General features: G+C 63.6%; 20 protein-coding genes. 3 read left to right on the top strand and 17 right to left on the bottom strand.

What is annotated here, in order from left to right; translation table 11 throughout:
* The coding region (locus BUA69_RS01555) for a pyruvate kinase alpha/beta domain-containing protein (RefSeq protein WP_280174290.1) at window positions 1-432 on the top strand (432 nt) is incomplete at its 5' end.
* A 168-nt stretch (window positions 433-600) separates the two neighbouring features.
* On the opposite strand, the gene BUA69_RS01560 is transcribed toward BUA69_RS01555, so the two are convergent.
* From BUA69_RS01560 to BUA69_RS01610, 11 genes are all read right to left on the bottom strand, one after another.
* A complete protein-coding gene (locus BUA69_RS01560; RefSeq protein ID WP_046136524.1) occupies window positions 601-1,005 on the bottom strand; it encodes a hypothetical protein in 405 nt (134 codons plus the stop codon).
* An 83-nt stretch (window positions 1,006-1,088) separates the two neighbouring features.
* A complete protein-coding gene (gene ykgO / locus BUA69_RS01565; RefSeq protein ID WP_046136523.1) occupies window positions 1,089-1,214 on the bottom strand; it encodes a type B 50S ribosomal protein L36 in 126 nt (41 codons plus the stop codon).
* Between the two features lie 396 nt (window positions 1,215-1,610).
* Entirely contained in the window at window positions 1,611-2,648 is a 1,038-nt protein-coding gene (locus tag BUA69_RS01575; RefSeq protein ID WP_046136521.1) for an ABC transporter ATP-binding protein, read from the bottom strand.
* Window positions 2,648-3,631 (bottom strand): ABC transporter ATP-binding protein, encoded by a 984-nt coding sequence (locus BUA69_RS01580; RefSeq protein WP_046136520.1) that lies wholly within the window; start codon window positions 3,629-3,631, stop codon window positions 2,648-2,650. The genes BUA69_RS01575 and BUA69_RS01580 overlap by 1 nt, the downstream gene beginning before the upstream one ends.
* A gap of 2 nt (window positions 3,632-3,633) precedes the next feature.
* The gene (locus tag BUA69_RS01585; RefSeq protein ID WP_046136519.1) at window positions 3,634-4,554 is read right to left on the bottom strand and encodes an ABC transporter permease; all 921 of its coding nucleotides are present in this window, start codon (window positions 4,552-4,554) and stop codon (window positions 3,634-3,636) included.
* The gene (locus tag BUA69_RS01590) at window positions 4,554-5,477 is read right to left on the bottom strand and encodes an ABC transporter permease (protein ID WP_046136518.1); all 924 of its coding nucleotides are present in this window, start codon (window positions 5,475-5,477) and stop codon (window positions 4,554-4,556) included. Before BUA69_RS01590 ends, BUA69_RS01585 begins: the two co-directional genes overlap by 1 nt.
* Window positions 5,478-5,577: 100 nt before the next feature.
* Window positions 5,578-7,194 (bottom strand): peptide ABC transporter substrate-binding protein, encoded by a 1,617-nt coding sequence (locus BUA69_RS01595; RefSeq protein WP_052950709.1) that lies wholly within the window; start codon window positions 7,192-7,194, stop codon window positions 5,578-5,580.
* Between the two features lie 307 nt (window positions 7,195-7,501).
* Window positions 7,502-7,660 (bottom strand): hypothetical protein, encoded by a 159-nt coding sequence (locus tag BUA69_RS20880; RefSeq protein WP_160300152.1) that lies wholly within the window; start codon window positions 7,658-7,660, stop codon window positions 7,502-7,504.
* Window positions 7,657-8,940: an acetyl-CoA C-acetyltransferase gene (locus tag BUA69_RS01600; protein WP_046136517.1), complete on the bottom strand. Its 1,284-nt coding sequence runs from the start codon at window positions 8,938-8,940 to the stop codon at window positions 7,657-7,659. The genes BUA69_RS20880 and BUA69_RS01600 overlap by 4 nt, the downstream gene beginning before the upstream one ends.
* Before the next feature lie 247 nt (window positions 8,941-9,187).
* Window positions 9,188-11,149, bottom strand: coding sequence for a 3-hydroxyacyl-CoA dehydrogenase NAD-binding domain-containing protein (locus BUA69_RS01605; RefSeq protein ID WP_046136289.1), 1,962 nt, complete (start codon window positions 11,147-11,149; stop codon window positions 9,188-9,190).
* 78 nt (window positions 11,150-11,227) lie between these two features.
* The gene (locus BUA69_RS01610; protein WP_046136290.1) at window positions 11,228-13,696 is read right to left on the bottom strand and encodes an acyl-CoA dehydrogenase; all 2,469 of its coding nucleotides are present in this window, start codon (window positions 13,694-13,696) and stop codon (window positions 11,228-11,230) included.
* 367 nt (window positions 13,697-14,063) lie between these two features.
* Between BUA69_RS01610 and BUA69_RS01615 the strand changes: the two genes are divergently transcribed.
* Together BUA69_RS01615 and BUA69_RS01620 are read left to right on the top strand one after the other, a co-directional pair.
* Window positions 14,064-15,776, top strand: coding sequence for a long-chain-fatty-acid--CoA ligase (locus tag BUA69_RS01615; protein ID WP_046136291.1), 1,713 nt, complete (start codon window positions 14,064-14,066; stop codon window positions 15,774-15,776).
* Window positions 15,773-16,162: a MerR family DNA-binding protein gene (locus tag BUA69_RS01620; RefSeq protein ID WP_046136292.1), complete on the top strand. Its 390-nt coding sequence runs from the start codon at window positions 15,773-15,775 to the stop codon at window positions 16,160-16,162. Before BUA69_RS01615 ends, BUA69_RS01620 begins: the two co-directional genes overlap by 4 nt.
* A 146-nt stretch (window positions 16,163-16,308) precedes the next feature.
* Here BUA69_RS01620 and BUA69_RS01625 read toward each other — a convergent pair whose 3' ends face one another.
* The 6 genes from BUA69_RS01625 to BUA69_RS01650 all read right to left on the bottom strand — a co-directional run bounded on the left by BUA69_RS01625 (window position 16,309) and on the right by BUA69_RS01650 (window position 24,523).
* Complete coding sequence (locus tag BUA69_RS01625; protein ID WP_046136293.1) at window positions 16,309-16,599, bottom strand: UvrB/UvrC motif-containing protein; 291 nt, start codon at window positions 16,597-16,599, stop codon at window positions 16,309-16,311.
* 237 nt (window positions 16,600-16,836) lie between these two features.
* Entirely contained in the window at window positions 16,837-18,414 is a 1,578-nt protein-coding gene (locus tag BUA69_RS01630) for a cisplatin damage response ATP-dependent DNA ligase (RefSeq protein ID WP_046136294.1), read from the bottom strand.
* Window positions 18,411-19,415: a ligase-associated DNA damage response exonuclease gene (locus tag BUA69_RS01635; RefSeq protein ID WP_046136295.1), complete on the bottom strand. Its 1,005-nt coding sequence runs from the start codon at window positions 19,413-19,415 to the stop codon at window positions 18,411-18,413. Before BUA69_RS01635 ends, BUA69_RS01630 begins: the two co-directional genes overlap by 4 nt.
* A 136-nt stretch (window positions 19,416-19,551) precedes the next feature.
* Entirely contained in the window at window positions 19,552-22,461 is a 2,910-nt protein-coding gene (locus tag BUA69_RS01640; RefSeq protein WP_046136296.1) for an insulinase family protein, read from the bottom strand.
* A gap of 100 nt (window positions 22,462-22,561) precedes the next feature.
* The gene (locus BUA69_RS01645) at window positions 22,562-23,536 is read right to left on the bottom strand and encodes an aldo/keto reductase (protein ID WP_046136297.1); all 975 of its coding nucleotides are present in this window, start codon (window positions 23,534-23,536) and stop codon (window positions 22,562-22,564) included.
* A gap of 291 nt (window positions 23,537-23,827) precedes the next feature.
* The gene (locus tag BUA69_RS01650; protein ID WP_052950683.1) at window positions 23,828-24,523 is read right to left on the bottom strand and encodes a GntR family transcriptional regulator; all 696 of its coding nucleotides are present in this window, start codon (window positions 24,521-24,523) and stop codon (window positions 23,828-23,830) included.
* Between the last annotated feature and the right edge of the window lie 69 nt (window positions 24,524-24,592).

Below are 24,592 nucleotides of genomic sequence, written 5' to 3' on the forward strand. Positions count from 1 at the left end.
GCCAATTATCGCGGCATCATCCGCGCCGCCCAGACCGAGCCGGAAGCCACAGCGGCCGACGCCATCTCGGCAGCGACCCGCCAGGTTGCCGAAACCCTCGATCTGGCTGCCATCGTCACCTATACCTCGTCGGGCTCGACCGGCATCCGCGCCGCCCGCGAGCGGCCGAGCAAGCCCATCATCGTGCTCTCGCCCAACCAGCGCACCATCCGCCGCATGTCGGTGGTCTGGGGCGTCCATTGCGTGCAGACCGAAGATGCCGTCTCGCTGGAAGACATGGTCGATCGCGCCTGCGTCATCGCCTATCAGGAAGGCTTCGCCCGCCCCGGTGACCGCATCGCCATCACCGCCGGCATCCCGCTCGGCACCCCAGGCGCCACCAATATGCTGCGCATCGCCTTCGTTCGCCAGGACGGCGCCGGCTCCAGCTGAGCCGCGTAGCGTAGCGCTGAAATCCACGACCCCCGCGGCACCGCCCCGGGGGTTGTTTTTTGGATGCTGGCAGGCCCACCGGCCATTGCCGGCACATCGCGGCGAAGAGCCCGCCCGGCCCGCGCCAGGGCCCTCCCCCGGCAATGCGTACCTGGCGGCGATCCCCGCCTATTGTGCCCGCGCCTCCAGAAGGCTCTTGAGCGCCAGCAGATCGGTACGCAGCCATTCGACGCCCGAAGCGAACAGGGCGTCCTCCGTGCCCGGACGCTGGTAGACGGTGAACACCAGCTCGGTCCCCGCCTCATTGGGCATCAGCCGCATCGATGTATAGAACGGCGTCTCGCCCGGAACGAAGATCGCATGGTCCAGCACCCCGAAGTCATTGGCCGGGGTAAAGCGGAAATGGCGAAAGCCAAAGGGCAGGTCGCCGGCCCAGTCGCCATTGTCGAGCGGCCGATAGCTCTCCTTGTCCACCGCCGCCCAGTCGGCAAAATTGCGTGGCTCCATCAGGAATCGATAGGCTAGGTCATATGCATAGTCGATCTGCAGCGTGATGGTATGGGAGCGACGCATTACTCTCTCGGGCTCAGTGAACTCAGCCCAAACAAAAGCCCGCTTTCGCGGGCTTAAGTCAACTTAACGAAAGGTAAAAACGCTTAGCCCTGACGGGCCTTGTAGCGCTTGTCTACCTTGTTGATGATGTAAACGCGGCCGCGACGGCGGACGAGCTTGTTCGCGCGGTGGCGAGTCATCAGCGCCTTCAGCGAGTTGCGGACTTTCATCGGTCTATCCTCAGGTCAAACAAAAGAGGCGCCTAGGCGCCCGGAAACTTGGGGGCATACATATGGAAAATGCTTGGCCCTGTCAACGCGCCAAAGCCATAGTTTTCCCAGCTTTATCACAGCTATTGCCGCAATCCATTCGTCCGGCATGCCGGGCCAAAATAATCAACGGCGCCAAGGTGATCGCCGCTATCGGCTGGCCCGCGGGAATCGGGTCCTGGCGCATTCATTTTCCACCACCGCGTCATTCCGGCGCAAGCGGAAAATCAGTTTGCGGGCACGCCAGGCCGCCAATCCGGGCATGGCCGGGATGACGCCGCGCGCGCGCCAGGCCCGCGATAGCAAGTGGCCCGCGGATCTCCCCGCGGGCCACTTGTCACAAGCTGTCACGGCGCCCTAGACGCCCAGCACGGCCTCAAGCGGCGCGTCGAGCTCGCGCCAGCGATGGCAGGCGACCAGCCGCCCGCCCTCGATGGTCTCGAGCGGCGGCCGCTTCTCGGCACAATAGGACTGGGCTAACCGGCAGCGGGTGCGGAAAGTACAGCCGGAGGGCGGATTGATCGGCGAGGGGATTTCTCCCTTCAGCGCATCGATATTGCGCAGCCGCGCCAGTTTTGGGTCGGGAATCGGCACGGCGGTCAGCAGCGCCCGCGTATAGGGGTGCTTGGGGTCCTCATAGATTTCATCGCCCGTGGCCAGCTCGACGATGCGCCCCAGATAGAGCACCAGAATGCGATCCGACACATGCCGCACCACGCTCAGATTGTGCGAGATGAAGATCAGCGTCAGCCCGAACTCGTCCTTGAGCTCGGCCAGAAGGTTGAGGATCTGCGCCTGGATCGACACGTCGAGGGCAGAAACCGGTTCGTCGCAGACAATCAGCTTGGGCTCGGTGATCAGCGCCCTGGCAATGCCGATGCGCTGCGCCTGCCCGCCCGAAAACTCGTGTGGATAGCGGTTGATCATCTCGGGCAGCAGCCCCACCGCTTCCATGGTCTTGAGCACGCGAGCGCGCCGCTCGTCCTTGTTCAATTCCGGCCGCAAGGTCCGCAGCGGGTCGGCAATGATATCGCCGACGGTCATGCGCGGATTGAGCGAGGCCAGCGGGTCCTGGAAGATGATTTGCAGGTCCTGCCGGCGCTGGCGCATTTCCTCGGCCGGCAGCCGGGTCAGGTCCTGCCCCAGCCACAAAACCTGGCCCTCATCGGGCGGCAGCAATTGCAGGATGCAGCGGCCCAGCGTGGACTTGCCACAGCCGCTCTCGCCCACGATCCCCAGCGTTTCTCCGCTGCGGATGGTGAAGTTGATGTCCTCCAGCGCGGTCAGCGTCAGCCGCCGCGAGAACAGCCCGCCCGAAATCGAGAACGTCTTCTTGAGATCCTTGATCTCCAGCAGATCCACCGGCTGGGCCGGCTTGATTGCGCCTTGCTCCATCACGCCACCTGCCCATAGGCCATCGGGCCTTCATAGAAACACGCCTTCTGGCGGCCATCGCCGGCATCGGTCAGCGGCGGCCGCTGCTCCAGACACCGGTCGAACGCAAAGGCACAACGTGGATTGAACGAGCAGCCCTTTGGCAGGTGCTCGAGGCTGGGCGGCAGGCCCTGGATCGGATCGAGCCGCGCCGCCCGCTTGGCGATATGGGGTGTCGAATGCAGCAGGCCCAGCGTATAGGGATGGCGCGGATCGTAGAACAGGTCGTCGACACGCCCCTTTTCCACGGCGCGCCCGCCATACATCACCATCATCCGGTCGGCTACCCCCGCGACCACGCCCAGGTCATGGGTGATCAGCACCAGCGACGTGCCGAAATCCTGGGTCAGCGTCTTGAACAGGTCCAGCATCTGCGCCTGCACCGTCACGTCGAGCGCCGTGGTCGGCTCGTCCGCGATCAGGATTTTCGGCTGGCACAGCAGCGCCATCGCGATCATCACGCGTTGCCGCATGCCGCCCGACAGCTCGTGCGGATAGGCGTTGGCGCGCTTGACCGGCTCGGGGATACCGACCCGCTCCAGCATCTCGATGGCCGTCTTGAGCGCCGCCTGCTTGTCGAAGCCGCGATGCTTGACCAGCACCTCGCCCAATTGGGTTTTCACCTTGAGCGTGGGGTTGAGCGAGGTCATCGGATCCTGGAAGATCATCGCGATATCCTTGCCGCGATATAGATCCAGCTGGCTAGGGGCCATGCCGATGAGGTTGATATCCCCCATCATCGCCCGGCCGCCGGCAGTGCCGTTCTTGGCCAAAAGGCCCATAATGGCGAGAAAGGCCTGGCTCTTACCCGAACCGCTCTCGCCCACCACGGCCAGGGTTTCCCCTTCGGCCAGGGTGAAGTTCATTTCGCGAACGGCATGCACTTCGCTCTCATGCAGCGCGAAGGTAACCGACATGTCCTCGACGGAAAGTACCTGTTTCATGGTCAGCGATCCTTGGGGTCCAGCGCATCGCGCAGGCCGTCCCCGATATAGGTGAGACAGAGCAGCAGCGAGACCAGCACCACGGCCGGCCCGATCAGCATCCAGGGCAGTGTTTCCGCTACGGGCGAACCGAAACTGATCAGCGTGCCGAGCGAGGTCTGCGGCTCCTGCACGCCCAGCCCCAGATAGCTGAGGAAGCTCTCGGTCAGGATGATTTCGGGAATGGTCAGCGTCGCATAGATCACCACCGGGCCCGTCAGATTGGGCACGATGTGGCGGATGATGATGGTCCAGGGCTTGGCCCCGCCCGCCTTGGCCGCCTCGACGAATTCGCGTTCCTTGATCGACAGCGTCTGCCCGCGCACGATACGGGCCATGGTGAGCCATTCCAGGCACCCGATGCCCACAAACAGCAGCACCGGATTGCGCCCGAAGATCACCACCAGGATGATCACGAACAGGATATAGGGCAGCGCATACATGATATCGACAAAGCGCATCATCACCGCGTCGACCTTGCCGCCGAAATAGCCGGCGACTGCCCCATAGATCACCCCGATGAACACCGAAACCATGGTGGCGACCAGCGCCACGATCAGGCTCATCTGCGTGCCCTGCATGATGCGGGCCAGCATGTCGCGTCCATTCTGGTCGGTGCCGGCATAGTGCCCGGCCTCGAAATTGGGCGGCTTGCGAATGGCCGACCAGTCGATCTTGTCATAGGCCCAGGGCAGCAGATATGGCCCGACAAATGCGAAGACGACGATGAAGCCGACGACGAAAAGCGACAGCACTGCCGCCTTGTTGCGCACCAGGCGCCGCATGGCGTCCTGGGTCAGCGAACGGCCCTTGGGCGCGTCGAGAGTTTCCAGTTTTTGCGCGTAGGCGGTCAGGACCGCGTCTTTACCTGTGACCCCGGCCATCAGTCGTACCTCACCTTGGGGTCGAGCCAGGCGTAGAGGATGTCGACCAGCAGGTTCACCGCCAGAATGATGAGCATGTACAAAATGGTTGTTCCCAGCACGAGGCCATAGTCGCGATTGAGCGCCGCGCTAATAAAATATTTGCCGATTCCGGGCAGGGCGAACACCTGCTCCACCACCAGCGAGCCGGTGAGCAGATAGGACAGGCCCGGCCCGAGATAGGAAACCACCGGCAACAGCGCCGGCTTGATCGCGTGCCGGGCCAGGATCAGCCTGGTGCCCAGCCCCTTGGAACGGGCAGTGCGCACATAATTGGTGCCCAGCACTTCGATCATCGAGCCGCGCATCAGCCGCGCGGTGCGGCCGGCATGGGGAAGCGCCAGCACGATCACCGGCAGCACCAGGTGCTGCAGCGATCCGGGCTTCCAGCCACCGGCGGGGAACCAGTCGAGATAGACCCCAAATACCAGTTGCAGGATCGAGGCCATCAGGAAATTGGGCACCACCAGCCCCACCATCACCAGCATGACCAGAACGTAGTCGGGCAGCTTGTTCTGGTTGACCGCCGACAGCGATCCGGCGACGAGGCCGGCCACCGTGCCGACGACAAAGGCGGTGAAGCCCAGCATCAACGTGAAGGGCAATCCGATCCACAGCATCTGGGCGACGGTGAAATCGTTATAGACCATCGAGGGGCCGAAATCGCCCTGCAGCAGCCGGCCGACATAAATGCCGTATTGCTGGATCAGCGGCAGGTCGAGATTGTAGTGGGCGCGCAGATTGGCCAGCGTCTCGGGCGGCAGCGCCCGCTCGCCGTCAAACGGGCCACCGGGGGCCAGGCGCAGAATGAAGAAGCAGGCGGTAACGGCAATCAGCACGACAGGCAGCGCCGACAGCACACGCCTTATGGCGTATCCAAACATGGGTACGGACCTTTCTTGACCGCCGCGTCAGGCCCGGGGGCCGCACAGGCGGATGGTCGGCGCCACCCCCTCGCAGGAGCGAGCGGCGCCGGCCCGATTGTTACTCGGCCTTGGACAGCCAGCGCGTGCGGTGGATGTCCTTGGCGTTGTTCTGGAACCCGGTGATGGTGGGCGTGACGACGTTCTGGGCGATGTACCAGTAGATCGGGATCGCACCGGTTTCGTCCATGGCGATCTTCTCGGCATCGCCAAGCATCTTGGCGCGGGCGGCCAGGTCGTTCTCGCTGGCGGCCGACTTCATCAGTCCGTCGAACTCGTCATTGGAGTAGCGGCCGTAATTGTTGCCCCAGTTCATCGCTCCGTCCTGCATGATGCCGGTGGTCAGCAGGTCAAGCGTGTTGGACGGGTCCGAATAGTCGAGCAGCCAGCCGGCACGGCCAACCTCGAAATCACCGGCGCGCAGGCTGTCGTAGTGCACGGCGGTTTCGGAGTTGAACAGCTCAGCCTTTACGCCGATCTGCTCCCACATGGAGGCGATAGCCACGGCGACGCGCTGGTGGTTGTCATTGGTATTGTACTTGAGCTGCAGGGTCAGCGGGGTCGCGGCGGTATAGCCGAGGCCTTCCATGATGCCCTTGGCTTCGGCCACGCGCTCTTCATAGGAGAGGCCGATCCACGACGGCTGGTAGGGATCGACGCCTTCATAATTGGCCGTGCCTTCCGGCACCCAGCCATAGGCCGGCAACTCGCCCGTGCCAAGCACGTCCGGCCCGATCACGTCGCGATTGATGGTCATCGACAGCGCCTTGCGCAGGTCGGCATTGTCGAACGGCGCCTTTTCCTGGTTGATGACGTAGTAATAGACGCCCAGGAACGGGGCGAAGAAGTCCTGGCCCGGCAGGTTGGTCTTGATCCACTCGGCCTGGTCGGACGGGATATCGGTCAGGATGTCGTATTCGCCGGCGCGGTAACGGGCCAGCGCCGCTGCCAGATCGTCCTGCACGAAGTAGTTCACTTCGTCGATATTGACGTTGGCGGCATCATAATAGGTGTCGGACTTGACCGACTTGATGTAGCTGCCGGGCACCCATTCCTTGATCGTGTAGGGGCCGTTGGAAACGATGTTCTCGACCTTGGTCCAGCCATCGCCGACCTTGTCGATCACATGCTTGGGGACCGGATAGGCGGTGTAATGGGTCAGCGCCTGCAGGAAATACGGGGTCGGGCCCTCGAGCGTGATTTCGACGGTGGTATCGTCGATGGCCTTGACGCCGAGCTGGCTGAAATCGGTGATCGAGCCATCCGAGATTTCCGAGCCATTGAGGATCGGGAACTGCAGATAGGCATAGTCGGAAGCGGTCTTGGGATCGAACAGGCGCTGGAACGCGAAGACGAAGTCGCCAGCCGTCACCGGCACGCCATCCGACCAGACGATGCCCGGGCGCAGCTTGAAGGTATAGACCAGGCCATCATCGGAAACGGTGTAGCTCTCGGCCTGGCCGGGGATCGCATCGGCATTGGCGTCTTCGGCCATCAGGCCTTCGATATAGTCGCCGATAATGCGGTTTTCCCAGTCGCCCGATGCTTTGTGCGGATCAATCGAGCCGGGCTCGGAGCCGTTCATCATGTTGAGCGTGATCGCCGAAGCGCCACCGGTCATCGCCATTGCGATGACGCCAGCCGTGGCCGTCGCCTTCAGAATTTGAGCAAATTTCATTGTCGTCCCATCTCCTAGTGGAATTCCTGAAACTTTTTTTCCTCTGCGATCTGCGCCGCAGAGGGTGATCGTCTGTGTCCCCTCGGTTGACCCAGGGGGCCAAGATGAGTGGACGGTATCCCGCAATTCCGTCCACTGACAAGCGAAAGATTGACCAATAGGTCAAGCCGGCAACAAATATTGACATGCGGCAATTGCGGCCCTGGCGGAACGCAATTGCGCTGTGGCGCTCCCATGCGCAAAAGCGTTCTCAAGACATACAATTGATGACCTGCCAAGGGCCGCCAATGGCCATTGGCGCCCGGCCCTACACGATCTGCGCTTGCTGCAGCCCATAGAGCACGACCGCAACCGCCACGAGGACAATCCAGGGCAGCCAGTCGGGAACACCGGGCTCCTTTTTAGGGCCCTTTGGCTCTTCCGGTTTCTTTTCTATCCGGCGGAATTTGACGACGTTGTCGCTCATGCAGCGCTTTCTACCAATGCTGTGACGCCCATGCCGCCCGCAGTACAGACCGAGATCAGCGCCCGTTTCCCCGGCTGCGTCGACAGCAGCTTGGCGGTCAGCCCCAGAATGCGCGCTCCGGTCGCCGCAAAGGGGTGACCATAGGCGAGGCTGGAGCCCTTGACGTTGATCTTGGCCGGATCGATCGGCCCCAGCACGCTATCGCGCCCCAGCACGTCCTTGCAATATTGTGCATCGTTCCAGGCGCGCAGCGTACACAAAACCTGCGCCGCGAAGGCCTCATGCAGCTCGAAATAATCGATATCGTCAAAGCCGAGCCCGGCCCGCGCCAGCAGTTCGGACACCGCGATGGTCGGCGCCATCAGCAGCCCTTCGCCATGAGCGAAGTCATTGCCGGCCACCCGCCCCATGGTCAGATAGGCCAGCACCGGCAGGCCTCGCGCCCGCGCCCAGTCCTCACTGGCCAGCAGCACCGCCGAGGCGCCATCGGTCAGCGGCGTTGAATTGGCCGCCGTCAGCGTGCCATGGCCTGAGGTCTTGTCGAAGGCGGGTTTCAGCGTCGACATCTTGTCGAGATTGGCATCGGCCCGCACATTATTGTCCCGTACGAGGCCCGCGCAGGGCACCAGCAGGTCATCGTGAAAGCCCTCGTCATAGGCCCGCGCCGCATTGCGATGGCTGGCCACCGCCAACTCGTCCTGCGCCTTGCGCGAAATGCCCCATTCGCGCGCCATCAGCTCGCAATGCTGCCCCATCGATAGCCCCGTGCGCGGCTCCTGCGTCGAGGGCGCCACCGGCTTGAGTTCCCCGAACGAGAAGCCCTTGAAGGCTTTGAACCGCTCGCCCAGCGACCGCGCCTTGGACAAGCCGATCATCCGGTGCGCAAACTTGGTGCCGAACACCACCGGGCTGTCGCTGACACTATCGGACCCGGCGGCAATGCCGCTCTCGATCTCGCCCGCCGCGATCTTGGCGCCCAGCGTCAGCGCCGCCTGCAGGCTGGTGCCGCAGGCAATCTGCATCGTCGTGCCCGGCGTGCGCGGCGACAGTCCTGCATCCAGCAGCGCCTCGCGCGCCAGGTTGAAATCGCGGCTATGCCCGATCACCGCCCCGGCCATCACCTCGTCGATCTTCTCGCCCTTGAGACCATATTTGTCCGCCAGCCCGCCAATTGCGGTCGCCAGCATGGAAAGATTGGTCTCATCGGCATAGGCCGTATGCCCCCGCGCAAACGGAATGCGCGCCGACCCGACAATGGCAACCTTGCGAAGTTCAGTCATGTCAGTGTTCCCCGGCCAGTTCGTTGCTTTGCAAGATATCCATCAGTCGACACCCGCCCCCGTGCGGGAGGGATCAAGGGCGGGGTCGATTGGCCACGATATCGCCCCTCTTGCCCTTCCCTCCCCCCTGAGGGGAGGGCAAGAGGGAGGGGGTCGCTGTATTGGGCACACAAGCCCCCCCACCCCGGCCCTCCCCGCAAGGGGGAGGGAGAGACAGTACCGATACCAGTGTCAAACACACCAACCATCACGCTTTCCCATTCTGCCGTGCCCGCATCGGCCCGCCCAGGAACGGCGCGAACCCCGTTCCCATGATCACCCCGATATCGGCCAGGTCAGCACTCGCCACCACGCCTTCGGCAACGACGATCTCGGTCGTATCCACCAGCGGCTTGACCAGCTCGCGCCCCAGCGCCGCCAGATCGCTTCGCTCCGGCGGCGGCCCCTTCTGCGCCTTGCCATCCACCCATTTGTAAAAGCCTTCCCCGCTCTTGCGCCCGAGCTTGCCGCCCGCCACCAGCGCCGCAAATTTCGAGCCTTCCGGGACAGAATGGCCCAGCTCGGTCGCCACCGATTTGCCGACATCGAGGCCAACCGTATCCATCAATTCGATCGGCCCCATCGGCATGCCGAAGGCCACGGCGGCAGCGTCGAGCAATTCCTTGCTCTCGCCACGTTCCACCCGCTCGACCGCGCCCAGCATGTAGGGCATCAGCACGCGATTGACCAAAAAGCCCGGTGCCGATTTGACCACCACCGGGCTCTTGCCGATGGCCAGCGCAAAGGCCGCGCCCTTGCCGATCTCGGCATCGCTGTTGAACGTTGACCGGATCACCTCGACCAGCGGCAGCTGCGCCACCGGGTTGAAGAAATGCAGCCCGATCAGCCGCGCCGGATCCTTGAGCCCCTCGGCAATCCGCTCCAGTTCAATGGAAGACGTATTGGTGGCGAGGATCGCGCCCGGCTTGAGCTGGTCCTCCAGCCCGCCAAAGATCTTGCGCTTGATCTCGAGATTTTCCACCACGGCCTCGATGATCACATCGGCCCGGCTGACGCCCTTGCCCTCGGGATCGGCTTCCAGCCGTAGCATCGCCGCATCGACTTCGCGCTTCTTTTTCAGCCGCTTCCTGAACAGCTTCTTGCCGCGCTCCAGCGCCGGCGTGATCCGCGCCATGTCGAGATCCTGCAGCGTCACGCTCATGCCGCGCAGCGCGCACCAGGCCGCGATATCGCCGCCCATCACCCCGGCCCCGATCACATGCACCCGGGCAAATTTGGCGCCCTTGGCCCCCTGTTTCTTCAGCCCTTCGGACAGGAAAAACACCCGCCGCAGATTGGTCGCCGTCTCATTGCCCATCAGCGGCACGAAGCCGTCGATTTCGCCCCGGCTCATCGCCTGCCAGTCATTGCCGTGTTCTTCAAACAGGTCGATCAGCGCGAACGGCGCCGGATAATGTTCCGGCCGCGCCTTCTTGCTGGCTTCCTCACGCATCTTGGTGCTGACATAGCCGCGCAATGGCCCCATCGCCATCACCCGCTTACTCAGGGGCGCCCGGCTGGACTTGCGCTTCTGCAGCACCGCCTTGCGGCCTTCCCAGCGCAGCATGTCGCGATGGCGCACCAGCTTGTCGACGAGGTTCATGCCCCGCGCCGCGCCGGCCTTGAGCATCCGCCCGGTCAGCATGATCCCCATGGCATCGACTGGCCCCGCCTGCCGGATGGAGCGGCCGGTGCCGCCAAAGCCCGGAAAGATCCCCAGCTTGACCTCTGGAAAGCCGATCCGCGTCTTGTCGTCATTGACCGCGATCCGATAGTGGCAGGCCAGAGCCAGCTCCAATCCACCGCCCAGGCAAAAGCCATGAATGCCGGCAACAATCGGAATCTTGAGATTTTCGATCCGCTGGAACAGCGCATGGGTGCGCTTCAGCGCTTCGGGCAGCACCGAGAAATCGCTCATCGCATCGAATTCGCTGATATCGGCGCCGGCGATGAAGCCGCTATCCTTGCCGCTCAGCAGCACCACGCCAATGAGCTCGCGCGTATTGGCCAGGTCCTCGAACCGCGCCACCAGCGTCTCCAGCTCCATGATCGCCTCGCGGCTGAGCGTATTGACCGGCGAGTTCGGCGTATTGATCGTCAGCCACCCCAGCCCCTCAAGATCGGTGTGAAAGCTCCAGTGCCTGGTCTCGGTAGCCTGTGTCGCGATCATGACATCTCCTCAAAGTCCTCGGCTCTCATCCTCCCCTCCCCCTTGCGGGGAGGGACGCTCGCTACAAGCGCCGTGTATTTATTCCGCCGCCTTCTGCCCCGGCTCCATCGCCAGTGCGTCAGGCGCAAAATCGTCCACCTTCACCACCCGGTCGGTGGCTTCGTCGGCCGCCCGCATGATGCCCGCTTCATTGTCATTGAGCACCCCGGCCGCCACCGCATCGGCAATCGCATCGCGATCCAGCCGCCGCTCGATCACGCCCTTGCGTGCCGCCTTGACGAACTTGGTCTCGATTTCCTCGGCTTCGGTCACCTTGACCAGCGCATCTTCCAGCACCCCGGTCACATCATCGGGGTCCATCGACACATAGGTGCCCGTGGTCAGCCGGTCGCGGAAAGCGCCGGGCCGCAGCACGGCGCGCACGAAGCGGTAATTGACCCGGTCAGTCGCCGGCCGCGCATGCCGCCCCAGCGGGAAGCACAGCACCCGCATCGCATTGGCCATCAGCCCATTGGGGAAATTGGCGAACACTTCGCCGAATGTGCGCTCCATCGAGGCAATCAGGTCGGCCATGATCCCATCGACCAGCGGCTTGTCCTCGGCGATCCGCCCTTCCTCGTCGAAGCGCTTGAGCACCGCCGACATCAGGTAGAGATCGCTCAACAGATCCGCCATCCGCCCCGACAGCGCCTGCTTGCGCTTGAGCTGTCCGCCCAGAAACACCGTGGTCCAGTCGGCCGTCAGCGCAAAGGCCTGGCTGTAGCGATGCAGCTGGCGATACCAATGCGCCATCTCGCCATCCACCGGACTTGAGGCAAACGCCGCCCCGGTCACGCCATGCACGAGGCTCGCCGCGATATTGCGCAGCATGAAGCTGGTATGGCCGCCAAAGGCCACGTCGAACTGGTCGAGCCCTTCCTTGCGGTCCGGGTTCTGCGCCGCCTGGATTTCCCGGTAGAGAAACGGATGCGCCCGCAGCACGCCCTGGGCAAAGGTCATCAGCGTCCGCGTCAGGATATTGGCGCCTTCCACCGTGATCGCCACCGGCGTCGCCATATAGCCGCCAAACAGGTAATTGGTCGGCCCGTCCTGAATGGCGCGCCCGCCATGCACGTCGAAGGCATCGTCGATACTGTCGCGCATTGCTTCGGTGGTGCGGTACTTCAGCAGCGCCGAAATCACCGCCGGCCGCTGGCCTTCATCCACCATCGAGGCCGTCAGCCGCCGCGCCGCTTCGAATGTATAGGCGTTCTTGACCATGCGCCCCAGCGGCTCGGCCACCCCTTCCATCAGGCCCACGGGAATGCCGAACTGGCGGCGCACCCGCGCATAGGCCGAGCTGACGCGCAGCGCCTGCTTGATCGAAATCGAGCCGATCGCCGGTAGCGAAATGGCGCGCCCAGTCGACAGGCACTCCATCAGCATGCGCCAGCCCTGCCCGGCATAATCAGTGCCACCGATCAGGAATTCCATCGGGATGAATACGTCGGTGCCCGAGGTCGGGCCGTTCATGAACGCCTGCCCGGCGGGGAAATGCCGGCGACCGATCTTGACGCCGGGATGATCGCTCGGCACCAGCGCCAGGGTGATACCGATCTTGTCGCCGCGCCCCAAATGATTGTCAGGATCGGTCAGGATAAAGGCCAGCCCCACCAGCGTCGCCACCGGTGCCAGGGTAATGTAGCGCTTGTCCCAGCTGAGCCTCACGCCCAGCACTTCCTTGCCCTGATACAGGCCCTTGGTGACCACGCCGATATCGCGCATGCCGCCGGCATCCGAGCCAGAATGCACCCCGGTCAGCGCAAAGCACGGCACTTCCAGCCCCTTGGCCAGCCGCCCCAGATATTTTTCCTTCTGTTCGTGCGTGCCGTATTTTTCCAGCAGCTCGCCCGGTCCGAGCGAATTGGGCACCATCACCGTGATCCCCGCCGCCACCGAGCGGCTGGCGATCTTGGAAACGATCATCGACTGCGCCTGCGCGCCAAAGCCCAGCCCGCCATGCGCCTTGCCGATCAGCATGCCAAGAAAGCCATTGTCCTTGAGATATTGCCAGACTTCGGGGCTGAGATCGGCGCGGTTGTGGCGGGTATCCCAGTCATCGATCATGGCGCAGACCACATTGGTCGGGCCATCGAGAAACGCCTGCTCCTCCGCCGACAGGGTCAGCGGGCGGATTGAATTGAGCTTGGTCCAGTCCGGGCGCCCCGAAAACAGCTCGGCATCCCAGCCAACCGTGCCGGCGTCGAGCGCTTCCTGCTCGGTGCGGCTGACGCGCGGCAGGATGGATTTGACCGCGCCATAGATCGGCTTGGTGAATACGGCCTTGCGCAGCGGCTCCCAACTCAGCGCCAGCATGATGATGGCCGGCAGCAGCACGAGGACCAGACCGAAGAGATCGGTCGCCACCGTCACGCCACTCGCGGTGAAATCCAGCCGGCTCAGCAGCCCGATCACCAACGCTGCCACGCCCCATTGCCACAGGGGCGACTGCCGCAGGGCCAGGGCGCCAAAGGCAATAAGGCTGATCACGATAAGCGCTAGGGTCACGGCACTGTCCTCCTCGGCACCACGCTCCAAGGCGTGACGCAGTTCGAAAAACTATCAGACCACCGTCAAATCGGCTGGCCGGTCCCAGAACCCGCCAGGCCAGACCATAGACCGGAGCGGCCTTCCTGTTGAACCCAGTTTATCCAGCTTTACGTAAACGTCAACTAAGGGACCATTACGTCTACACTGCGGACAAGTGTCAACCGGCAAACGCGTCAACGTTGAAAAGGTCGGGCACCTGTTTGACGCTAACGTAAAGCCGTGGTTTAGTTTCCTGAACCGATTGACCGCGACCGCCTCACCGGCGCGGCGCAACCGGGCCGGGCCTAAGCTCGGCCGGGCCCAACGCCCTCGGAGGAAACGGATAATGGACTTGGCCAACGACAATCCCGCCATTCTGCGTCCCTGGATCGCGCACTACCCCGATGGCATAGATTGGGACGTGGAGATCGACACCCTGCCCGTCCACGAGCAGGTACTGGCCGCCTGCGCCAGGAACCCCTTCGCCATTGCGCTGGATTTCCTCGGTGGCACCACCACTTTCGGCGAACTGGCCCGCAAGATCATCGCCTTTGCCGGGGCGCTGCAGCACCAGTATGGCGTCAAGAAGGGTAGTCGCGTCGCGCTGATGCTGCCCAATACGCCCTTCTACCCCATTGCCTATTACGCCGTGCTGCGCGCCGGCGGCACCGTGGTCAATTGCAACCCGCTCTACACAGTTCATGAACTGAGCCACATCACCGCCAATGCCGGTGCCGATGTGATGATCACCCTCGATCTCACTCAGATCTTTGCCAAGGCCGAGGCCCTGGTCGAGGCCGGTCACGTCAAGTCGCTGATCGTCTGCCACTTCCCCGATGCGCTGCCCCTGATGAAGAAGATCCTTTATTCTGTGGCCAAGCGCAAAGACCTGGCCAGGCTCAGCGCCTCCCCAATTGCCAATCGCATCACCCGTTTCGAGGCCATGATCGCCCGCAACGAGACCCCGGACGCCGTGGTCATCGATGCCAGGAAGGATATCGCAGTCCAGCAATATACCGGCGGCACCACCGGCGTGCCCAAGGGCGCCCTGCTGACCCACGCCAATATCGCCGCCAATATGAGCCAGATCGACAAATGGGGCTGCGGGCTGTTCTACCCGCCCTCCAAGGTCATTGCGGTGCTGCCCTTCTTTCACATCTTCGCCATGACGGTCTGCATGAACGTGCCGCTCTGCAATGGCACCCAGGTGGTGATGCTGCCGCGTTTCGAGCTCAAGGCCCTGCTCTCCATCTTCATGCGCACCCGCGCCAATGTGCTGCCCGCCGTGCCCACGCTGCTGGCCGCCATTGCCCGCGCCGATAGCGCCACCGCCGAACAGCTGGCCCCGCTCGATGTTGCCATTTCTGGCGGCGCCGCGCTGTCCAATGAGATCCGCACCGAGTTTGCCGGCAAGTCCAGGGCCTTGCTCGCCGAGGGCTACGGCCTGACCGAGGCCTCCCCGGTGGTCTGCTGCGCCGCCTTGCGCGTGCCCTCAAAGCCGATGTCCATCGGCCTGCCCCTGCCCGGCACCGATATCCGCTTTGTCGATATCGACACGGGCAAGGTCGTCGGCATCGGCGAGGATGGCGAATTGCAGGTCAAGGGGCCACAGGTGATGGTCGGTTACCACAACAATGCCGAAGCCACGCGCGACGCCTTCATGGATGGCTGGCTGCGCACCGGCGATGTCGGCCATATGGACGAGGACGGCTATGTGTTCCTGGTCGACCGCATCAAGGACCTGATCATCTGCTCGGGCTTCAATGTCTATCCCCGTATCATCGAGGAGGCCCTGGCCGAGCATCCGGCGGTCGAGGAAACCAATGTCATCGGGGTGCCCGACCAATATCGCGGCGAAGCCCCCATTGCCTTCGTCAAGCTCAGGGCCGGCGCGCAGGTCAGCGAAGCCGAACTCAAGAAATTCCTCGCCGAAAAGCTCAACAAGATCGAAATGCCCCGGGAGGTCATCTTCAAGGATGCCCTGCCGAAAACCCTCATCGGCAAGCTATCCAAGAAGGAATTGCGCGAGGAATATGCCCAGACAAGGGTCGTCAAATGACGCGCGCCGAAGCCGATAACCGTGATCTCTACGCGATTGCCGATCTTGCCCGCGAGTTCGGCATTTCCACCCGCGCCATTCGTTTCTACGAAGCCAAGGGCCTGCTGTCGCCCGAACGCGTCGGCGTCACCCGCGTCTTCCGCCGCCGCGACCGCGCCCGGCTGATCCTGATCCTGCGCGGCAAGCGCCTCGGCTTCTCGCTGCGCGACATCTCCGATTATCTCAGCCTTTACGACGCCGACCGCTCCCAGCAGGTCCACCTGCTTGCCGGCAAGGTCGAGGAACGCCTGGCCTCGCTCGAAGCCCAGCTCAGCGACCTGCAAACCACCATCGCCGAACTCCGCGAAATCAAGAAGCTCGCCGACGAACGCCTGGAAAAAGCCTGAGGCACGCCCGCTACCGCACCACGCGCCACCCTTTCCTCCCCAGCCACCGCGCTGCCCACGGACTTGATCCGTGGGCCACTCTCCCCCGGCACACGCTTTGCGTGATCCCCCCACCGCTCGTCACCCGCGGCCTCGACCCGAGGGTCCTACTTCTTCCTCTTCGTCATGAAATCGGGCTTTTTCGGCTTCACCCAGCCCTTGGGCGGCTGTCGCACCGGCACATTGGTCCCCAGCCCCATCGACCCCGGCGGCGGCTGGCTGACGGTGGTGGTCAATTCACCCGCCTCATCCACCTTCGGCAATTCCGGCATTTCGCCCCGCAGATGCGCAATCTCGTTGCGCAGCTTTGCCGCGCCCTCAAAATCCATCGCCGCTGCCGCCGCCGCCATCTGCTGCTCCAGCGCCACCAGCCTCTGATGATTTGACCGCGATGACATCGCCTTCTCCTTTTTGCCCGCTGCCCCACTTGCTTGCGGCACCCTCCCCTTGCGAGGAGGCAAGCGGGATAGCCCGGTGGTGACGATGGCTGGAAAATCAGACCCACGACATGCACCACTTGTGCTGCCGCCCCCAATCGATCCTCACCTTCATTGCCCGGCTCGTCCGGGCAATCCATCTTCCCGATCTGCACTTGCTTCATCCTCTCCGCAAGGGGGAGGGTGTCGACTGAAACTTCAACTCGCCGCCACGAAGACAGCCATATCCTCCAACGTCGCTGCCTCACTGGCCGGCTTGTCCCAGCGGATCCGGTTGATGCGCGGAAACCGCAGCGCCACCCCCGATTTGTGCCGCGTGCTCTCCTGCGCCGAGTCGAACGCCACCTCGAATACCAGTTCCTTCTTCACCTCGCGCACCGGCCCGAACGCCTGGATCGTATTGGCCCGCACCCACTTATCCAGCAGTTTCAGCTCCTCGTCGGTGAAGCCGAAATAGGCCTTGCCGATCGGCACGATCTCATTGCCCTTCCACACCCCGAATGTGTAATCGGAGTAAAAGCTCGACCGCTTGCCATGCCCGCGCTGCGCATACATCAGCACCGCATCGACCACGTTGGGATCGCGCTTCCACTTGTACCAAAACCCCTTGGGCCGCCCGGGCACATAGGGCGCGGTCCGCAGCTTCACCATCACGCCTTCATGGCCATGCTCGTCCGCGCCCTGCCGGCGCTGCCGCGCCAGGTCGTCCCAATTGGCAAAGGGCAACACTTCGGACAGGTCCAGCCGTGTCTGTGGATTGGCCTGGAACCATGCCTCGAGCCGTGCCCGCCGCTCGCTCCAGCCCAGCGGGCGGATATCCTCGCGGGCGTCAAACAGCATGTCATAGACGCGGATAAAGGCGGGGCTATCCTTGAGATGTTTGGCGGAGGCTACCTTCTTGTTCAGCCGCTGCTGCAGGTCGTTGAACGAGCCGGGTTCGAAATCCCGCCCCACCAGCAGCTCCCCATCGAGCACCGCCAGCCCCTGCACATTATCGACAATGTCAGGAAACGCCGCCGCAATGTCATCGCCAGTCCGCGAAAACAGCGACACACTGCCCCCGCCCAGCACCAGCTGCACGCGGATCCCGTCCCATTTCCACTCCGCCGCAAAATCCTTTGGATCGAGCTTGGCGAGATCCTTTTCCTCGTCGATCGGATTGCTCAGCATCAGCGGATGAAACCGCTGTGATTGATCGATATCGGGCCGCCCCGCCTTGCCATCGAGCCAGGCGAACAGCTCGGTATAGGGTAACTTCAACCCGTGCCAGACCTCTTCGATCTCCTGCAGATCGACCCCGCTCATTTCGCTCAGCGCCGTCTTGGCCAGCCGCGCCGAAACCCCGATGCGCAGCGCTCCGGTCGCCAGCTTGACCAGCGCCCAGCGCTCATTGATCCCCGCCCGCGTCAGCAGCGCCGCGATCAGCTTGGGCAATTCGCTTTTGGATGTGGTGTTGAACAGCTCGATCAGTTCGGTCAGCGATGGCAGGTCCGACTGCTCGCCATGATGCGGCCAGATCAGCGCAATGGTCTCGCCGAGATCGCCGACATAGTCATAACTCATCGCAAACAGCGTCGGATCGACCTCGGCCAGCACGATGTCTTTCAGCAGCGCCGGCTTGACGTTGCGAAAGGTCAGCGCCCCGGTCAGTACCGCCAGCGCATAGCCCCGGTCAGGGTCCGGCACCGCGCGAAAATACTGCGTCAGCGCCGCCAGCTTGCGCGTCCGCGACGGCGTCAGCGCCAGTAGTTCCAGCAATTGGGCAAAGCGCTTCATTCTTCGCCCTCCCCGCCATCGTCCTCAAAACCCTGGATATTGAGCGGCTCGGCATCGAGCCCCTGTGTGCGGCACCAATAAACCAGCGCATCCTCGCGCCCATGCGTCACCCACACGGTTTCGGCCGCGGTTTCGCGAATGGTCTGCTGCAGTTCGCCCCAGTCGCAATGGTCCGAAATCACCAGCGGCAATTCCACCAGCGCCTGCCGCGCCCGCTGCTTGACGCTCATCCAGCCCGAGGCCTGGCAGGTCACCGGATCAGGAAACCGCCGGCTCCAGCGGTCGCGGATCGCCGAGGGCGGCGCAATGACGATCTGCCCCGCCAGTTCCGCCTTGGGCACATCCAGCGCCGGGCGCAGATCGCCCAACGGCACACCAAGCTCCTCATAGAGCGCACACAGCCGCAGCATGGCGCCATGCAGATAGATCGGCCGGTCCCACCCGGCATCGCGTAAGAGCCCGATCACCCGCTGCGCCTTGCCCAGCGCATAGCACCCCACCAGATGCGCCCGCTCCGGATTGGCGGATACCGATGCCAGCAAGCGCGCGATCTCATCCTGCGGGCGCGGATGCTGAAACACCGGCAGCCCGAACGTCGCCTCGGTGACCAGCAGATCGCATTCCACCAGCTCAAACGGCTGCGCTGTGCGGTCCGGCAGGCGCTTGTAGTCGCCGGTCACCACCACCCGCTGCCCGCCCTGCTCGATCAGCACCTGCGCACTGCCCAGAATATGCCCGGCCGGAAACAGCGTGACGGTCACATCATCGATCACCAGCGGCACGCCAAAATCCAGCGCCTCGAAGCGCCCGGCGCAATCCTCACCATAACGCGTCTTCATGATCGCAATGGTATCGGGCGTCGCCAGCACCGCCTCATGCCCGCTGCGCGCATGGTCCGCATGCCCATGCGTAATGATCGCCCGCGCCCGCGGCACCGCCGGGTCGATATAGCAGTCAATCGCCTTGATATGCAGGTTTCGATCGAGGATCTGGCTGGCCATGGCTCACAGTAACGCAACACACGCGAACTGGTTCAGCAGAAGATGAGGCGCCTGGCACATGCGGTGACGAATAGAACTCCACCCCGCCGTCATTGCCCGGCTCGTCCGGGCAATCCACCTTCGCTCGGCAAAGCCCTCACATCACCTTGGTCACATCCAGCAACCCCGGGCGCTGATCGTTGGCCGCCGTGATGGCCGCCTCGCCGCCCAGCACCACGACATGGCCGTGCTTGGCCACGGCCTCGACCGCCGCCGCCAGTGCCTTGAAGTCGGCGCCGGATGCGCCCAGCACCTCGTCGCGCCGCTGCTGGCGGATCGCGTCGGTGGTGCCGGTCAGCTGCCGCCACATCGAGGAATAGCCCTTGGCATCGGGGAATTGATAGCCGTCGATATCCCCGATCACCCCGATGATCGAGCGGGTCAGATCCGCCTCGCCGATCCCGGCATTGAGCGCCTTGGCCGCCCCGTCATAGGCATCCAGCGTCTTGAGCAGATTGGGATCGCGATAGGACAGGAACGCGAAATTGCCCGAGGTCAGGTCGAACCGGCTGGAGCCGCCATAGGCCCCGCCCTGCACCCGCACCTTGTCCCAGAGATAGGTGGTATTGAGGAATTTCAGCGCCACGCTCGACGCCGCGGTCAGCTCGAACCCCAGCGCCTTGAGATTGGCACCCTTGCCCACATAATTGACCTGTGCCGGGATCACCAGACCCTCCGACCGCGGCGCAAAATCCACGCCCCAATCGGCCAGCTCGACCACCCCATTGGGCAGCCGCCCGAGGAACTGCGCCAGCTCGCCTTTGGCGCCGTCCCAGATCCCCGCATCAGCCGTGACATTGACCACCATGTGCCCGCGATTGAACAGCCGGTCGCGGATGGTCTCGAGCACGCTCTGCACACCCGCCCAGTCGCTATCGATCCGCTTCACCAGCTCGCGCAGGAATTGCAGATAGCTGACCCCACCCAGCTGCTCGGCAATCCAGCTCGCCTCGGTCAGGCCCGATTTGAGCCTGGTATCGACAATCGCATTGCCCGCCGGCACCAGCCGTGCTTCGAACCCGGCCTTTTCTTCCAGCGCCATCTGCTTGAAACGGTCGCGATTATCCAGCCGCGCATCGAGCAGCACATCGCCCATGATATCGAGCATTTCGCCATGCTTGTCCGGCACCGCCTTGCCCGACAGGAAGAACCAGGCGGCGCTCCCCTCCGAATTTTGCTTGGCCGAAAGCGCCCGGTGCTGGGCAATGCCGCCGGTGGAGCGCCCGATGCGCTGCGTCAGCGACACGAAGTCCTCGGTCTTGGTGCCCGTCTGCAGCAGCGCCCGCCCGAACAGCGGCAGATAGGGCAGCAGCGCCTTGTCCAGCACATGCAGATCGAACCCGAGATCGGTATAGATGATCCCCAGCGTCGGCAGGTCGTGATAGAACAGCGTCACATCACCCAGCGTACCGATTTCGATCGGCACCGTGCGGCTTTCGCGCGGCAGGTCAGCCAGCGTCAGCGCCGGGATTTTGGCCAGCTGCGCCGGATCATCCACCGCTTCCTGCAGAGCCCGCAGCTTTTCGGTCTCGGCAATGGTCGCCGCGACAGCGGCCTCGTCCATGGTCGCGCGCACTGCAGCCAGCCGCGCCTTTTCCTCGGCCACTTCCCGCGCCCCCTGCTCGGGATCGGCGCTCAGCGTCACCGTGGTGCGATGCGTATTGTCGAGGAACAACCGACGGATTTCGCGTTCAAAATGCCCTTCGACCGCCTTGGCCTTGAGCGCGGCCAGCGCTTCCTCGAAGGCCAACGGTGCCAGCGGATCGCCCCCATGCAGCCAGGTCGACAGCGCCGAGAACATCATCGAAATACCGCGAGGGAACGAGCCGGTATTGTTTTCACGCAAGGAAAACTCAAACGTATTGAGCGCCGCCTCGACGGTCTGCTTGTCGATGCCGTCGGTCGCGATCTGCTCCAGCGTCGACAGGATCAGCGCCTCGACCTTGCCGGCATCGGCCGGGTCGATCCCCTTCATGCCAAAGCTGGCCATGGGCTGGCGCAGGCCCGCGCCAATGCCGCCGCCGGTCATGCCTTCGCCCAGACCGCTATCGGTCAGTGCCTTGCGCAGCGGCGCCGCCGAATTGCCGGCCAGCATGTAGCTCAGCAGGCCATGCGATAGCCCCTCCATGCGATCCTCCGGCGGATCGATCATCCAGTTGAGCGACACCATGCCGTCGCGCGCCTTGCCCTCATCCTTGGTGCCGGCATAGGTGGCCACGATCTGGCGCGGCGCATTGAAGCGCGGCTGCAGCCCCACTTCGGCATCCACCGGGGCCCGCTCGAACTGGCTGAAATAGGCATCGAGAATATTCAGCCGCTCGCCGGCATCGTCATCACCCGAGAAGAACGCCCGCGTATTGGACGGGTGATAGAATTTTTCGTGGAAGCGCTTGAACTGGGCATAGGTCAGGTCCGGGATCGCCTTGGGATCGCCGCCCGAGCTCTTGCCATAGGTCACGTCGGGATAAAGCGAGCGCTGCGCCACATCGCGCATCACCGCATCGGGGGAGGAAAACACCCCCTTCATCTCGTTGAACACCACGCCCTTGTAGACCAGCGGCGCCTGGGCATCCTCCAGCTCGTAATGCCAGCCTTCCTGCCGGAACGTGTCCTCCGAAATCAGCGGGAAATAGACCGCGTCCAGATACACATCGACGAGATTGTAGAAATCCTTGAGATTCTGGCTGGCCACCGGATAGGCGGTCTTATCCGGAAAGGTCATGGCATTGAGGAAGGTGTGGAGGCTTCCTTTCAGCAGTTCCACGAACGGCTTCTTGACCGGATATTTCCGGCTCCCGCACAGCACCGAATGCTCGAGGATATGGGCAATGCCGGTCGAGTCCTCGGGCGGCGTCTTGAAGGTAATGCCGAACACCTTGTTCTCGTCGTCATTGACGAGGCTCAGCACTTCCGCCCCGGTCTTCTTGTGCCGGTAGAGCCGGGCTTGCGAATTGACCTCCGCGATCTGTTCGTCACGGATGAGTTCGAAGGCGGGGTGATTGGACATGGACCGGCTCTGTTGTTCTTGTGGCCCTGTAACCTAGGTGCCCGCCGCCCGATCCGCTAGGGGGGCGCCGCGCCGCGCGGCGCCCCGCAAGCCCTCCCGCCTAGACCTCGCCGCGGATCGCCGGTTTCACTTCATCGCGATACCAGCTCGCCAGCTGCCCCATCAGCGCCGGAAACAGCGAACGCTGCTCGCTCGCGGCGACATTGTCGGCCAGCTGTTCGGGTTTGCTGACCCCGGCAATGATGGTGGACACCTGCGGATGGTCAAGGATCCAGCGCAGCGCGAACTGGCTGAGCGGCATGCTCTCGGGCGCCAGGCCCTTGAGTTCCTGCACCAGCTCCACCCCGCGCTCGAACGGAATGCCCGAAAACGTCTCGCCCACCGAAAAGGCCTGCCCGTCGCGGTTGTAATTGCGGTGATCGCTGACATCGAACCTTGTGTTCTTGTCGAATTTGCCGCTCAGCAGCCCGCTGGCCAGCGGCAGCCGCACGATAATGCCGACATCGCGCTCCGCCGCCCGCGGCAGCAGCACTTCGCTGGCGTCCTGGCGGAACAGGTTGAAAATGATCTGCAGCGTCGCGCAGCCATCCTGCTCCAGGCACAGCAGCCCCTCTTCGATGGTCTCGACGCTGGCGCCCCAATGGCGCACCAGCCCCTCGGCCTTGAGCTGGTCCATCCAGCCAAAGATCGCCCCATCGCGCAGGAGCTCGGGCGGCACGCAGTGCAGCTGCGCCAGGTCCAGCGTCTCCACACCCAGCCGCGTTGCCGAACCGACGAGGCTCTGCCGCACGCCGTCGAGGCTGTAATTATTGGGATAGAGCGCGCCCGAGCGCCCCAGCTTGGTGGCCACGCGCACGCCGGCCGCCTTGGCATGGCTGCCGATGCGCCGCTCGCTCAACCCGCCGCCATAAACGTCGGCCGTGTCCCAGAAATTGACCCCCGCCGCATTGGCGGCGTCAAGAATGGCATTGGCGGTTTCGTCGCCCACCGGCCCGAAATCGCCGCCCAGCTGCCAGCAGCCCAGCCCGATTTCCGAAACCTGGTACCCCGTCTTGCCCAAGCGCCGCTGCTTCATGCGTCCATCTCCTCGATTGCCCTGCGGGCATAATGCCATGATGGTGACCCGATCCGGCCCAACGCGCAACTCGCCGCGAAAATGCGCCTGGGCCGACCAGGGCTGCCCCCGATTCTACAACCGGACAGTTCCCGTTCATATCACCGGGTCATTCCCGCGTAGGCGGGAATCCATTCTTGCTACCGCTCCAGCAGGCAGCAAGGCAGAATAGATTCCCCGCCTACGCGGGAATGACTCCGTGGGTGAGGATAGCAGCGAGCCCTGACACGCAGCGTGCCTAAGCCAGAATGCCTATGGCGCCCCCGCTGGCCCCTCAAAATATTCCGGGAAATCGGTGATCGTCTGCGCCAGCAGCACTTCGGCGCGGGCCAGATGCGCCCGCATCGCCGCTTCCGCCGCCGCCGGATCGGCCTTGGCCACCGCTGCCGCAATCGCCTTGTGCTCGGCAATCGCCCGCTGCGCCGACGACACGCCCAGCGTCAGGAAGCGCACCCGGTCGAGCTGCATCTTGTGATCGTCGATCAGTTGCCAGGCATATTCAACACCGGCCAGCCGGGCGAGGCTGCGGTGAAACAATTCATCGAGCGCATGGAATTTGCGGCTGTCATTGGCGGCCGAGGCCTTTTCCTGGTCCTCGATCAGCGCGCCCAGCACCGCTGCGGCGTCGCGACCCGGATGCGCGGCAACCCGGCGCACGATCTCGACCTCGATCGACTCGCGGATGAAGCGCGACTGGCGTACCCCTTCGGGCGAGATTTTCTTGACCACGGTTGCCCGTTTGGGCCGGATCAGCAGCAGCCCCTGCTGCGCCAGGCGAATGAACGCCTCGCGCACCGGTTGGCGCGAGACGCCATAGCGGGCGGCGATGTCGCTCTCCGAGATGACGTCGCCCGGCTTGAGCGCCATGCTGACGATCTCGTCGCGCAGCGCCGTTACCACGCGCAGGGATATGGTTTCCTCGGTTCCGTCGAGCACGCTGGCGGCCACCTTGCTGATTCCTTTCCCTTACATGAGCCGGAAATCGGCGGAACGGTTCGCCAAAAACGCGCGCTCCAC

The sequence above is a fragment of the Devosia limi DSM 17137 genome, from assembly GCF_900128975.1.
GTDB lineage: Bacteria > Pseudomonadota > Alphaproteobacteria > Rhizobiales > Devosiaceae > Devosia > Devosia limi.